A 12,321-nucleotide genomic window follows, 5' to 3' on the forward strand; every position below is an offset into this window, starting at 1 on the left:
AAAAATACGAGGAATGTTCGGCAGCAAATTGTAGCGCCCTACCAATGAAATGAGATCCATATCACAAAATGATTGTATTTTCGCCAGCAAACGTTTTAAGATCGTGGCCTTACCTTTTCGCAGCTAATCCTCTTTTTTGATATGACAACAGACACTGTTTCCCGCAAGGTCGCGTGGCTACGGGTAGTTACGCTTGCCATTGCCGGTTTTATTTTCAATACCACCGAGTTTGTCCCTGTCGGCTTGCTGTCCGACATCGCACAAAGCTTCAATATGCAGACCGCTCAGGTCGGGATCATGCTGACGATCTACGCCTGGGTTGTCGCCCTGATGTCGCTCCCTTTTATGTTACTTACCAGTCAGGTGGAGCGCCGAAAACTGCTGATCTGTCTGTTTGTTGTGTTTATCGCCAGCCATGTGCTCTCTTTCCTGGCATGGAATTTTACCGTGCTGGTAATTAGCCGTATTGGTATTGCTTTTGCGCACGCTATTTTCTGGTCGATTACCGCATCGCTGGCGATCCGCCTGGCCCCTGCCGGTAAACGTGCACAGGCTCTCAGCCTGATTGCCACCGGCACCGCGCTGGCGATGGTGCTTGGCCTGCCAATCGGACGTATCGTCGGTCAGTATTTTGGCTGGCGCACGACCTTCTTCGCCATCGGTATGGGGGCGTTAGTTACCCTGCTTTGCCTGATTAAGCTCCTGCCCAAACTACCCAGTGAGCACTCCGGCTCTTTAAAAAGCCTGCCGGTGTTATTTCATCGTCCGGCATTGATGAGTCTGTATCTACTGACGGTGATTGTGGTCACCGCACATTACACGGCCTACAGCTATATCGAGCCGTTTGTGCAGACCGTCGCGGGTCTGAGCGCAAACTTTGCTACCGTGCTGTTGCTGGTTCTGGGTGGCGCGGGAATTGTCGGTAGCGTCATTTTCGGTAAGCTGGGGAATCTGCATGCATCCGTGCTGATTAGCAGTGCCATTGCCCTGTTGACGGTATGCCTGGTGCTGTTACTTCCCGCTGCTGACAGCGAAATGCACCTTGCTGTCCTGAGTATTTTCTGGGGCGTCGCCATCATGCTGATAGGTCTGGGTATGCAGGTGAAAGTGCTGGCACTTGCTCCGGATGCGACCGACGTCGCAATGGCGCTGTTCTCAGGTATCTTTAATATCGGTATTGGCGCTGGTGCGCTGGTAGGCAACCAGGTGAGTTTACACTGGTCGATGTCTACGATTGGTTACGTCGGCGCAGTGCCTGCCGTGGTGGCGTTGATATGGTCGGTGATTATCTTTCGTAAATGGCCGGTATCGCTGGAAGAACAACCTCAGCATTCATAAAAAAATATGCCCGGTAGATATTACCGGGCACAGTGTTTTAAGCGTAGGTTTTGATAATTTCCAGCACGCCGTTAATAATAAACTGCACGCCCATACACACCAGTAAGAAGCCCATCAAACGAGAAATCGCTTCGATACCACCTTTGCCGACGAGGCGCATGATCCCCCCGGAACTGCGCAAACAGCCCCACAGGATAATCCCAACAACCGCAAAAATAATCGGCGGTGCGACCATGATCACCCAGTCCGGAAATTCGGAACCATGACGCACGGTTGACGCGGAACTGATGATCATCGCAATCGTCCCCGGACCGGCAGTGCTTGGCATAGCCAGCGGTACAAAGGCGATATTGGCAGTCGGCTCGTCTTCCAGCTCTTCTGACTTGCTTCTCGCTTCCGGAGAATCATGCGCCTTCTGCTGCGGAAACAGCATCCGAAAGCCGATAAACGCAACGATTAACCCACCCGCAATACGTAGTCCGGGAATCGAAATCCCGAAGGTATTCATCACAAGTTGCCCGGCATAGTACGCCACCATCATGATGGCAAACACGTAAACGGAAGCCATGAGTGACTGACGGTTACGCTCTGCGCTGTTCATATTGCCGGCAAGGCCAAGGAACAACGCTACGGTGGTTAACGGGTTTGCCAACGGTAACAGGACTACCAGCCCAAGTCCTATCGCTTTAAACAAGTCCATCATAATGTCATCTTTCCTGTGCGTTAATCGTCAACGGCAAGTATACGGTGAAATCCGCGAGATAAGCCATTTTCGCGATGTAAGGATTCATTTTTCATCCACGCGTATAAACCATAATTATCAGATCGTTAAAATTTCACTCATCGGATGTTGAGTCTGATGATTTAACAAAACGTGGCATTTGCTGACTCATTCATTTGACTTATATTTGCCTAAGCAATAATATCAGCCGTGACTAACTACTTGCCAGGGCAACCATTGTGAAAAACACCAGTGATCTGTTTAACGAAATCATCCCACTGGGTCGTTTGATCTATATGGTTAATCAGAAAAAAGATCGTTTGCTAAACGACTATCTGTCACCGCTGGATATCACGGCATCGCAGTTCAAGGTGCTCTGCTCCATCCGTTGCGCGGTGTGCATCACCCCTGTCGAATTGAAAAAAGTGCTGTCTGTCGACCTTGGCGCCCTGACGCGAATGCTGGACAGACTGGCCTGTAAAGGCTGGATCGAAAGGCTTCCGAATCCACATGACAAGCGTGGCGTGCTGGTGAAACTCACTGAGCATGGCGCAGCAATTTGCGAGCAGTGTCATCAATTAGTAGGGCAAGACCTGCACCAGGAACTAACAAAAAACTTAACGGCGGATGAAGTAGCCACACTTGAGCACTTGCTTAAGAGAATCCTGCCGTAAACAGAAAGAGGTATGACGATGTCCAGACGCAATACTGACACAATCACTATTCATAGCATTTTGGACTGGATCGAAAATAACCTTGAATCGCCGCTCTCGCTGGAAAAAGTGTCTGAGCGTTCAGGTTACTCCAAATGGCACCTGCAACGGATGTTTAAAAAAGAAACCGGCCATTCACTGGGTCAATACATTCGCAGCCGTAAAATGACTGAAATAGCGCAAAAATTAAAAGAGAGTAACGAGCCCATTCTTTATCTGGCAGAGCGTTACGGTTTTGAGTCTCAGCAGACGCTGACCCGGACATTCAAAAACTATTTTGATGTTCCGCCGCATAAGTACCGTATGACGAATATGCACGGCGAATCACGCTATTTGCTTCCACTCAATCAATGTAATTGCTAATCGCCAGTTAACGACGTAACCGAGGAAATCATGAAACTTCTGTCTTATGCAATGCTGGCCCTGCTGTTTGTTGTTTCGGGCCAGAGCATGGCGGAACAGACCGCGCAACCTGCCACCCAGAACAGTCGCGACGCGATGATTATGCCCCCTGCGCACGATCAGTCCCCGTTCGATTTTAATCATATGGGTGCAGGCAGCGACAAGTCCGACGAATTAGGTGTGCCTTATTACAATATGCGCAACCTGTAATTATATTGCCCAGCAACTGCGGTAATGCCTGTCAGTTAGCGCCTCAGTTTCAGTAAGCATCAACCTGTGCTGGCGGAGGTAAATAACATGCTATCTAGGAGAAAGAGTTCCGTTCACCTCATGTGCATTGCTTCTCTAAAACACTGACTCCTGTGAACGTGTAAAGGGCGTTCTCCGCCACGCCCTTTACAATCCCGGCTCCCGGCAGGAAAATCGATGAGGTGTTGACGGCTGACCGGGTCTGTCCGCAGGGATGCGGACAGAGGGGACGGCCCGCAGGGACGCAGGCTCGGCCCCGACCCGACAGGCAGACGACATAAGACGAATAACTCGCGCAGCGACGATTTTCCCGCCGGGAGCCTGGGATGCAAGGGAGACGGCGGTGAGTCTCCCTTGCACGTTCACGGGTATCTACGCTTCAGAGAAATGACACCGCTGAGGTGAACGGAACCATGAGCAATAATCACATGTTCACCATACAGCTTAACTGACGAGCATTACTCCACAGCGGGGCTTTTTTAGCCCCTCACCGACGCAACCTTACGCAACCGAAAGCCAAACACATTGATATACAACCCTGCCATGATCAGTAGCGCACCGAGCAGTTGCAATCCGGTCAGCGTTTCATCCAGCAGCACGGCGGCGCTTGCCAGTCCAACGACCGGCACCAACAGCGACAACGGCGCGACACGCCAGGTTTCATAGCGTCCGAGTAACGAACCCCAGATACCGTAACCCACAATGGTCGCCACAAACGCCAGATAAACCAGTGAAAGAATGGTGGTCATATCTATCTCCACCAGACTGTGGGTCATTTGCGTTGGACCATCCAGAAGCCATGATGCCAGGAAGAACGGAACAATGGGAATTAACGCGCTCCATACCACCAACGACATAACGGCCGGACGCGAGGTATGCTGCATGATTTTTTTGTTAAAGATATTGCCGCAGGCCCAGCTTAGCGCCGCCGCCAGCGTCAGCATAAAACCGAGCATGCCAACATGCTGACCGTTCAGACTGGCCTCAATCAGCACCAGCACGCCAAATACCGCCAGCGCAATCCCAACCAATTGTTTACCCTGCAGGCGCTCACCGAAAGCAAATGCGCCCAGAACAATGGTAAAAAACGCCTGAGCCTGCAATACCAGAGAAGCTAACCCTGCAGGCATACCGAATTTGATAGCGCTAAAGAGAAATGCGAACTGCCCAAAACTGATGGTCAGGCCATAGCCGAGCAACAGCGAAAGTGGGATTTTCGGCCTGGCAACAAAGAGTATTGCCGGAAACGCAACCAGTAAAAAACGTAATCCCGCCAACATTAGCGGTGGCATATTGTGCAGACCCACTTTAATAACGACAAAGTTCAGTCCCCAAACCACGACAACCAGTAACGCTAACAACCCGTCTTTACGCGACATACCACCGCCCCTGCAAATATTAAATTTTTGTAAACAAGTTAAAGTAACGGAAATCGTTGTGCCGTAACAGATCATTATTTCAGGTAGGCCACGCAAGGCATTTTCGGACAACTTATTGAGTGTACATCACAGTTTTGACATGCTATTTGTTTCTTATATCTAAAAAAAACATAACAACATGCATTGTCGGGCAGGCAAATGAATATCTCCTTGAGAAGGTCCACTCTCGCGTTACTCGCGTCATCTTTGTTATTAACAATTGGCCGTGGCGCCACTCTGCCATTTATGACGATTTACCTCAGTCGGCAGTATCATCTGAGCGTTGACCTGATCGGCTATGCGATGACGGTCGCGCTGACCATTGGCGTGGTGTTCAGCCTTGGCTTTGGTATTCTGGCCGACAAGTTCGATAAAAAACGCTATATGCTGCTGGCAATTTGTGGCTTTGCTTCCGGCTTTATTGCAATCCCGCTGGTGCATAACGTGGTGGTAGTGGTTTTACTCTTTGCCCTGATCAACTGTGCCTACTCCGTCTTCGCCACGGTGCTGAAGGCCTGGTTTGCCGATAATCTGTCAGCCACCAACAAGACTAAAATTTTCTCGCTTAACTATACCGTGCTGAATATTGGCTGGACCGTTGGTCCACCGCTGGGCACTCTACTGGTGATGCAAAGCATTAACCTGCCATTCTGGCTGGCTGCCGCCTGTTCAGCATTGCCACTGGTGTTTATCCAGACCTGGGTAAAACGTTCGACAGCACCATCAGAAGGTTTAAACGCCGCGGTGTGGTCCCCTTCGGTACTCCTGCGCGACCGGGCATTATTTTGGTTTACGTTATCGGCCTTTCTGGCATCGTTTGTTGGCGGTGCTTTTGCGTCCTGTATTTCGCAATACGTTATGGTGGTAGCGGATGGCGATTTTGCCGAGAAAGTGGTAGCAGTCGTCCTGCCCGTTAACGCCGCCATCGTAGTATCACTGCAATACGCACTTGGTCGTAGGCTCACCGCCACGAATATCCGCCCGTTGATGACAGTGGGTACAGTCTTCTTTGTCGTTGGCCTGGTCGGTTTCGCTTTCTCCGGCAACAGTCTGTTGTTATGGGGAATTTCTGCTGCCTTTTTCACTATCGGCGAAGTCATTTACGCGCCGGGTGAATACATGCTTATCGACAACATCGCGCCAGCAGGCATGAAAGCCAGCTATTTTTCCGCCCAGTCGTTGGGCTGGCTTGGCGCAGCGGTTAACCCATTAGTCAGCGGCGTCATTTTAACCACATTGCCGCCATGGTCGCTGTTTGTCGCGCTGATAGTGGCGATCGTTCTTGCCTGGGCGCTCATGATAAAAGGCATGCGCGCCAAGCCCTGGGGGCAGACGGTGGTCTGCTGATGAGTATAGCGACAGAGCCGAAGCCGCTCTGTCGCATACCTCAGATTGCAACCAGTCCCCGAACGCCCTCGGCCTCCATATTTTTACCATCGCCGCTTTGAATAATGCTGCCCCGCGACATGAGCAGGTATTTGTCGGCCAGCTGCTGCGCAAAATCGTAGAATTGCTCCACCAGCAATATAGCCATATCCCCCCGGTGCGCCAGTTGAGAAATCACCTGACCAATCTCTTTAATCACCGACGGCTGGATCCCTTCCGTTGGCTCATCAAGAATCAACAACTGTGGGCGACTTGCCAGCGCTCGTCCAATGGCCAGTTGCTGCTGTTGCCCGCCGGACAAATCTCCGCCACGCCGATGCTTCATCTCCTGTAAAACCGGAAAGAGCGCGTAAATATCATCAGGCACATGTCGGGCCTCCGGTGCTGAAAAACGGGAAAGACCGAGCAGCAGATTCTCTTCGACCGTCAAACGCGGAAAAATATCACGCCCCTGTGGGACATACGCCACACCGGCTCTGACCCGCTGGTGTGGCTTCCAGTGAGTGACATTTTTATCCTGCCAGAGTACGCTTCCGCTACGGGCCGGAATAAGCCCCATCAGACACTTTAGTAGTGTTGTTTTCCCCACGCCGTTACGCCCCAGCAAGCATGTCACCTCACCGATACGCGCTTCAAAGCTCACCCCGCGCAGAATATGGCTGCCACCATAATATTGATTCAGTTCTTTCACCTGCAGCATGTAAACTCCTTAACGCCCGAGATAAACTTCAATAACCTGCTCGTTGGCCTGCACATCGCGAAGACTCCCCTGAGCGAGGACACGTCCCTGATGTAATACTGTGACGCGATCGGCAATGGTTTCAACAAATCCCATATCGTGCTCAACAACCATCAGAGAGTGCTTACCGGCAAGCTGGCGAAACAGCTCCGCCGTGTATTCCGTTTCCGCATCCGTCATCCCCGCCGCGGGTTCATCCAGTAGCAGTAAATGCGGCTCCTGCACCAGCAGCATGCCAATTTCGAGAAACTGTTTTTGCCCATGCGAAAGCAGACCGGCGCGGCGGACCCGCTCATTACCCAGCCGCAACAGCGCCAATACTTCATCAATACGATCCCTTTGTTCGCCTGAGAGTCGTGCCCGTAGAACCCCCCAGACAGATTTATCATTTTTCAGCGCCAGCTCCAGGTTCTCTTCCACCGTTAATGCTTCAAATACCGTGGGCTTTTGAAATTTCCGTCCAATCCCCTGACGCGCGATGGCAATGGGATCCAGCGTTGTTAAATCGGTCGACTGATCGTATATCGCACGACCACTTTGCGGTCTGGTTTTACCGGTTATGACATCCATTAACGTCGTCTTCCCGGCGCCGTTAGGGCCAATAATACAGCGCAGCTCCCCGACGCCAATATTGAGCGAGAGATCCGTTAACGCCTGGAATCCGTCGAAATTAACGTTAATTTTTTCCAGTTGGAGCACTGGGTCCGTTTGTTCGCGAAACCGATCGCCAGGCATCTGGCGAGTAAAAAGTCCTTCATCCGGCTGCATTATTTGTCTCCTTTGCGAAACAGGCCAATCACACCACGGGGTAAAAAAAGCGTAACGCCAATAAAGATCAGGCCAAGAAACAGCTGCCAGTATTCCGGCATAATGACGGTAAACAGGCTTTTAGCACCGTTCACCAGTACAGCGCCAAATACCGGGCCGATCAGGGTTCCACGTCCGCCGAGAGCAACCCAAATCGCCGCTTCAATCGAGTTGGTCGGCGACATTTCGCTGGGGTTGATAATCCCTACCTGCGGGACATAAAGCGCCCCGGCCAGGCCGCAAAGTACAGCGGAAAGCGTCCACACCAGTAACTTGAAACCTTTCGGATCGTAACCACAGAACATCAAACGGTTTTCGGCATCGCGCACGGCGGTCAGAATACGACCAAACTTACTGCGGCCCAGCGCAAGTCCCAGCCATATTGCCAGCACCAGCAGCATAACCGTCGCCAGAAACAGCGCGATCCTGGTGGACGTCGCGGTCACCGGAAACCCCAGAATGGTGGTAAAACCGGTAAAACCGTTATTTCCACCAAAGCCGGTTTCATTGCGGAAAAACAGCAGCATTCCGGCGAAAGTCAGGGCCTGGGTCATGATGGAGAAATAGACACCTTTGATTTTTGAACGGAAGGCAAACCAACCAAATACCAGCGCCAGCAAGCCCGGCACCAGAACAACCAGCAGCATTGCCCAGAGAAAATGTTGCGTCCCCCACCAAAACCAGGGCAGCTCGCTCCACGACAGGAACGACATAAAGGCCGGTAATCCTTCGCCGGAAGCCTGGCGCATCAGGTACATTCCCATCGCATATCCCCCCAGCGCGAAGAAGATACCGTGTCCCAGCGAGAGCATTCCGGCATAGCCCCACACCAGATCCAGCGCAACGGCCACAATGGCATAGCAGAGAATTTTCCCGGCCAGCGTCAACGTCCACACCGATATGGCCAGCGGATGCTCCGCAGGTAACAACGCAAGAAACGGCAGAATAATCAACGCCAGCAGTAAGCCCAGACCCAGCACGCGTGTTGTACGCGGCGCTTTACGCGCCAGCGTTATTGTCATTGGCATCGTCATCAGTCAATAACCCTCCCTTTCAGCGCGAACAGTCCCTGAGGTCGTTTCTGAATAAACAGAATGATCAACACCAGGATCATGATTTTGCCGAGAACCGCTCCCACCTGAGGCTCCAGAATTTTATTGAAGATCCCCAGCCCAAATGCCGCAGCCACGCTCCCGGCAAGCTGTCCAACGCCGCCCAGTACCACCACCAAAAACGAATCGATAATGTAGCTTTGCCCCAGCTCCGGCCCTACGTTACCTAGTTGCGAGAGCGCCACACCTCCCAGTCCGGCAATTCCTGAACCAAGGCCAAAGGCCAGCATATCGACTCGTCCGGTAGGTACGCCGCAACAGGCCGCCATATTGCGATTTTGCGTCACGGCACGCACGCGCAGCCCGAGGCGCGTTTTATTCAACAGCAGCCAGGTGAAGAACAGCACCAGCATGGCAAAGCCAAGCACCACTATTCGGTTCCACGGCAATATCAGATTGGCATAAACCTGAATGCCGCCGGAAAGCCATGCCGGATTGGCGACTTCCAGGTTTTGCGCGCCAAAAGTCATACGCACCAACTGGATGAGCATCAGGCTGATACCCCAGGTCGCCAGTAGCGTTTCAAGCGGACGGCCATATAAATGGCGTATCACCCCACGCTCGAGCAGCATTCCTACTGCCGCAGTCAGCAAAAAGGCGACCGGAAGTGCAATAACCGGATACCAGGCTAACCCGTGCGGGAAAAACTGCCCCATCAACTGTTGCACCATCCAGGTACAGTACGCCCCGAGCATCAACATCTCGCCATGCGCCATATTGATGACGCCGAGTAATCCATAGGTTATCGCCAGACCCAATGCCGCAAGCAGCAAAATAGAACCCAGTGACAGTCCCATGAAAGCCTGCCCTAGAAGATCCCCAACCTTCATGCGATGCGAGATGGAATTCAGACTTTCGTCAGCGGCAGCACGCACTCGGGCATCGGGTTCATGTTCAGCCCTGGTGAATGGCTGCAGGCGCGCCTGAGTTTCAGGATCATTTGACGCCCCTAATAGTTCGATTGCCTGAAGCCTGACTTCCGGCGAGGTGCTACCCAATTGCAGATTTGCCAGTACAATAGCGAGTGCGGATTTCACATCACCATCTGACTCCTGAGCCAGTCGTTGTTGTAAAAACGGCAGCATGTCCGGCTGCGCCTCACGCTGTAATGTACGAGCTGCCTCCTCCCTTACCGTGACACTGTCACTTAAAAGCTGATGGACAGCCAACGCTCCGGCTACCAGATTACGCAGGCGGTTAGTCAGGCGAATTTTTTTTAGCTCGCCGTTTGGGGCTATCGCTGTTCCTAACGGCTGTACGTGCGAGCCGTTCATGATGAAGGCATTTTTCGTGTTATCGGTCAGCAGGTTCTCATCTCGCAGTGCGCTGAGCAGCGGGATGCGCTGAACGTCAGGATTCACCGCCCATTGTTCAAGCAAGGCGGCCTGCTGAGCACGGTTGGCGGCGGTAAAGGTATCAGCATCTGCGGCCTGGGCTATCCACGGCAAAAACCACATCAGCAACAACACACCACGAATAAAGCGCATAGCTTTCATGAGCGTTCTCCAAAGCATTACCCTCCCGCAGGAGGGCGTTAGATCAGTTGCTGGCGGTTTTCACAGGCTGTTCAGATTTTTTATCATTACCAGCGATGTACGGACTCCACGGCTGGGCGCGGACCGGCTCATCGGTTTGCCACACCACGTTAAACTGGCCGTTGCCTTCAATCTCGCCAATCATGACGGGTTTATGCAGGTGATGGTTGGTCTCATCCATGGTCAGGGTAAAACCTGATGGCGCAGCGAAGGATTGCCCCGCCATAGCAGCACGAACTTTATCCACATCGGTAGTTCCGGCTTTTTCTACCGCCTGCGCCCACATATGCAGGCCAACATATGTGGCTTCCATTGGGTCGTTCGTCACCACCGAATCAGCATTCGGTAATTTGTGCGCTTTGGCATACGCCCGGTAATCAGCGACAAACTTTTTGTTGGCCGCATTATCGACGGACTCAAAGTAGTTCCAGGCGGCAAGGTTGCCCACCAGCGGTTTGGTATCAATACCGCGTAGCTCCTCCTCACCCACGGAAAAAGCCACCACCGGCACATCGGTGGCTTTCAGCCCCTGATTCGCTAACTCTTTATAGAACGGTACGTTAGAATCCCCATTGATGGTTGATACCACCGCCGTTTTTCCCCCTGCGGCGAATTTTTTAATACTGGCGACAATGGTCTGGTAATCGCTGTGTCCGAATGGGGTGTACACCTCTTCGATGTCTTTATCGGCGACCCCTTTTGAGTGCAAAAAGGCGCGTAAAATTTTGTTGGTCGTGCGCGGATAAACATAATCCGTGCCCAGCAGGAAGAAGCGTTTCGCGCTACCGCCGTCCTCACTCATCAGATACTCAACCGCAGGGATCGCCTGCTGATTGGGGGCTGCGCCGGTATAGAAGACGTTAGGCGACATCTCCTCACCTTCGTATTGCACCGGGTAAAACAGCAGACCGTTCAACTCTTCAAATACCGGTAGAACCGATTTACGCGAAACCGATGTCCAGCAGCCGAAAACTGCCGCCACCTTGTCCTGACTCAGCAGTTGTCTTGCTTTTTCAGCAAATAACGGCCAGTTCGAGGCCGGGTCAACCACCACCGGTTCCAGCTTTTTACCCAACACACCGCCCTGAGCATTTATTTCATCGATGGTCATCAACGCCACATCTTTTAGCGGCGTTTCGGATATGGCCATCGTGCCGGATAACGAATGCATGATGCCAACCTTAATGGTGTCGGCTGCCTGAACGCTAAAACTCACGCCCATTGCGACAACAGAGGCAGAAAGTGCAAAAGCTTTTAAAAATGTACGACGCTGCATAGTTTCACTCCTGAAATTAGACTTGCTGAAAGCTCCGGTGCAGCCGGGCAGACAAAACGGTGCAAATTAAGGGTGTTCAGAAGTGATAAGGCAAAAACGATGCCAGATATTAAAACCTCATATAAAATCAACAAATTAGCATCTCGCGCACATAGATCAGTATTACATTTCCCCGCCAAAAGGATTAATCACACGAAAAATTGAACCACCATGAGACAACTCTGCATTATAAACGTGCAACAATCTGTATCAGCAGCACACCGTCATAACAGCGTCTCAGGGTTTAAAAACAGGGTTATTTGTGCGCAGATAAATGTGTCTCGTCACTATTATTTATTTTATTCGACGTGATCATGTCAAAAATTTACTTTTCAGTCGAAATAATCACACAGTTCAGCCTTTGTTTAAGATTGAATAGCTACTATAGTCATAAGCGAGGTGAACTTAAGGTAAGAGAGGAAACTCACAGATAAAGGAGCATTTACTATGCTGGGTAATATGAATATTTTTATGGCTGTTCTGGGAATTATTTTATTTTCCGGTTTCCTGGCCGCGTATTTTAGCCACAGATGGGATGATTGATGAACGGAGATAGTCCTGCACCGACCCGGCCCCTTGTAGCGTA

At 51.6% G+C, this 12,321-nt stretch carries 13 protein-coding genes; 6 read left to right on the forward strand and 7 right to left on the reverse strand.

Going from position 1 to position 12,321, the window contains the following annotated elements; all coding sequences use genetic code 11:
• Positions 1–141 precede the first annotated feature (141 nt).
• Complete coding sequence (locus OGX83_RS06710) at positions 142–1,338, forward strand: sugar transporter (RefSeq protein ID WP_008784749.1); 1,197 nt, start codon at positions 142–144, stop codon at positions 1,336–1,338.
• A 37-nt stretch (positions 1,339–1,375) separates the two neighbouring features.
• Here OGX83_RS06710 and OGX83_RS06715 read toward each other — a convergent pair whose 3' ends face one another.
• Complete coding sequence (locus OGX83_RS06715) at positions 1,376–2,041, reverse strand: MarC family NAAT transporter (RefSeq protein ID WP_003832936.1); 666 nt, start codon at positions 2,039–2,041, stop codon at positions 1,376–1,378.
• A gap of 257 nt (positions 2,042–2,298) precedes the next feature.
• Between OGX83_RS06715 and marR the strand changes: the two genes are divergently transcribed.
• From marR to marB, 3 genes are read left to right on the forward strand one after another with little or no spacing between them, the layout of a single operon-like run.
• Positions 2,299–2,733 (forward strand): multiple antibiotic resistance transcriptional regulator MarR, encoded by a 435-nt coding sequence (gene marR, locus OGX83_RS06720; protein WP_003832935.1) that lies wholly within the window; start codon positions 2,299–2,301, stop codon positions 2,731–2,733.
• An 18-nt stretch (positions 2,734–2,751) separates the two neighbouring features.
• Positions 2,752–3,135, forward strand: coding sequence for an MDR efflux pump AcrAB transcriptional activator MarA (gene marA, locus OGX83_RS06725; RefSeq protein ID WP_003032424.1), 384 nt, complete (start codon positions 2,752–2,754; stop codon positions 3,133–3,135).
• Between the two features lie 30 nt (positions 3,136–3,165).
• A complete protein-coding gene (gene marB / locus OGX83_RS06730) occupies positions 3,166–3,384 on the forward strand; it encodes a multiple antibiotic resistance protein MarB (protein WP_003832934.1) in 219 nt (72 codons plus the stop codon).
• 518 nt (positions 3,385–3,902) lie between these two features.
• On the opposite strand, the gene eamA is transcribed toward marB, so the two are convergent.
• Positions 3,903–4,802, reverse strand: coding sequence for an O-acetylserine/cysteine exporter (eamA, locus tag OGX83_RS06735; RefSeq protein ID WP_071446469.1), 900 nt, complete (start codon positions 4,800–4,802; stop codon positions 3,903–3,905).
• Between the two features lie 198 nt (positions 4,803–5,000).
• Between eamA and ydeE the strand changes: the two genes are divergently transcribed.
• Entirely contained in the window at positions 5,001–6,188 is a 1,188-nt protein-coding gene (gene ydeE, locus OGX83_RS06740; RefSeq protein WP_032943415.1) for an efflux MFS transporter YdeE, read from the forward strand.
• A gap of 40 nt (positions 6,189–6,228) precedes the next feature.
• On the opposite strand, the gene urtE is transcribed toward ydeE, so the two are convergent.
• Genes urtE through urtA form a run of 5 tightly spaced genes read right to left on the reverse strand, consistent with a single transcriptional unit; the run spans position 6,229 to position 11,696 of the window.
• The gene (gene urtE, locus OGX83_RS06745) at positions 6,229–6,927 is read right to left on the reverse strand and encodes an urea ABC transporter ATP-binding subunit UrtE (RefSeq protein ID WP_048214207.1); all 699 of its coding nucleotides are present in this window, start codon (positions 6,925–6,927) and stop codon (positions 6,229–6,231) included.
• A 9-nt stretch (positions 6,928–6,936) separates the two neighbouring features.
• The gene (urtD, locus tag OGX83_RS06750) at positions 6,937–7,734 is read right to left on the reverse strand and encodes an urea ABC transporter ATP-binding protein UrtD (protein ID WP_286587639.1); all 798 of its coding nucleotides are present in this window, start codon (positions 7,732–7,734) and stop codon (positions 6,937–6,939) included.
• A complete protein-coding gene (urtC, locus tag OGX83_RS06755; RefSeq protein ID WP_048214208.1) occupies positions 7,734–8,807 on the reverse strand; it encodes an urea ABC transporter permease subunit UrtC in 1,074 nt (357 codons plus the stop codon). Before urtC ends, urtD begins: the two co-directional genes overlap by 1 nt.
• The gene (urtB, locus tag OGX83_RS06760) at positions 8,807–10,381 is read right to left on the reverse strand and encodes an urea ABC transporter permease subunit UrtB (RefSeq protein ID WP_270423423.1); all 1,575 of its coding nucleotides are present in this window, start codon (positions 10,379–10,381) and stop codon (positions 8,807–8,809) included. Before urtB ends, urtC begins: the two co-directional genes overlap by 1 nt.
• A 43-nt stretch (positions 10,382–10,424) precedes the next feature.
• Entirely contained in the window at positions 10,425–11,696 is a 1,272-nt protein-coding gene (urtA, locus tag OGX83_RS06765) for an urea ABC transporter substrate-binding protein (protein ID WP_267449113.1), read from the reverse strand.
• 486 nt (positions 11,697–12,182) lie between these two features.
• Here urtA and mgtS point away from each other — a divergent pair, with 486 nt between their 5' ends.
• The gene (gene mgtS, locus OGX83_RS06770) at positions 12,183–12,278 is read left to right on the forward strand and encodes a protein MgtS (protein ID WP_003032406.1); all 96 of its coding nucleotides are present in this window, start codon (positions 12,183–12,185) and stop codon (positions 12,276–12,278) included.
• Positions 12,279–12,321: the final 43 nt, after the last annotated feature.

The organism is Citrobacter sp. Cpo074, from assembly GCF_030332745.1.
GTDB lineage: Bacteria > Pseudomonadota > Gammaproteobacteria > Enterobacterales > Enterobacteriaceae > Citrobacter > Citrobacter portucalensis.

Excerpts from the sequence above, each read along its gene's own strand:
- marB (WP_003832934.1), top strand. The coding sequence starts at position 3,166 with ATGAAACTTCTGTCTTATGCAATGCTGGCCCTGCTGTTTGTTGTTTCG.
- urtB (WP_270423423.1), bottom strand. The coding sequence starts at position 10,381 with ATGAAAGCTATGCGCTTTATTCGTGGTGTGTTGTTGCTGATGTGGTTT.
- urtC (WP_048214208.1), bottom strand. The coding sequence starts at position 8,807 with ATGACGATGCCAATGACAATAACGCTGGCGCGTAAAGCGCCGCGTACA.
- urtE (WP_048214207.1), bottom strand. The coding sequence starts at position 6,927 with ATGCTGCAGGTGAAAGAACTGAATCAATATTATGGTGGCAGCCATATT.
- marA (WP_003032424.1), top strand. The coding sequence starts at position 2,752 with ATGTCCAGACGCAATACTGACACAATCACTATTCATAGCATTTTGGAC.
- mgtS (WP_003032406.1), top strand. The coding sequence starts at position 12,183 with ATGCTGGGTAATATGAATATTTTTATGGCTGTTCTGGGAATTATTTTA.
- ydeE (WP_032943415.1), top strand. The coding sequence starts at position 5,001 with ATGAATATCTCCTTGAGAAGGTCCACTCTCGCGTTACTCGCGTCATCT.
- OGX83_RS06715 (WP_003832936.1), bottom strand. The coding sequence starts at position 2,041 with ATGATGGACTTGTTTAAAGCGATAGGACTTGGGCTGGTAGTCCTGTTA.
- urtA (WP_267449113.1), bottom strand. The coding sequence starts at position 11,696 with ATGCAGCGTCGTACATTTTTAAAAGCTTTTGCACTTTCTGCCTCTGTT.
- eamA (WP_071446469.1), bottom strand. The coding sequence starts at position 4,802 with ATGTCGCGTAAAGACGGGTTGTTAGCGTTACTGGTTGTCGTGGTTTGG.
- OGX83_RS06710 (WP_008784749.1), top strand. The coding sequence starts at position 142 with ATGACAACAGACACTGTTTCCCGCAAGGTCGCGTGGCTACGGGTAGTT.
- urtD (WP_286587639.1), bottom strand. The coding sequence starts at position 7,734 with ATGCAGCCGGATGAAGGACTTTTTACTCGCCAGATGCCTGGCGATCGG.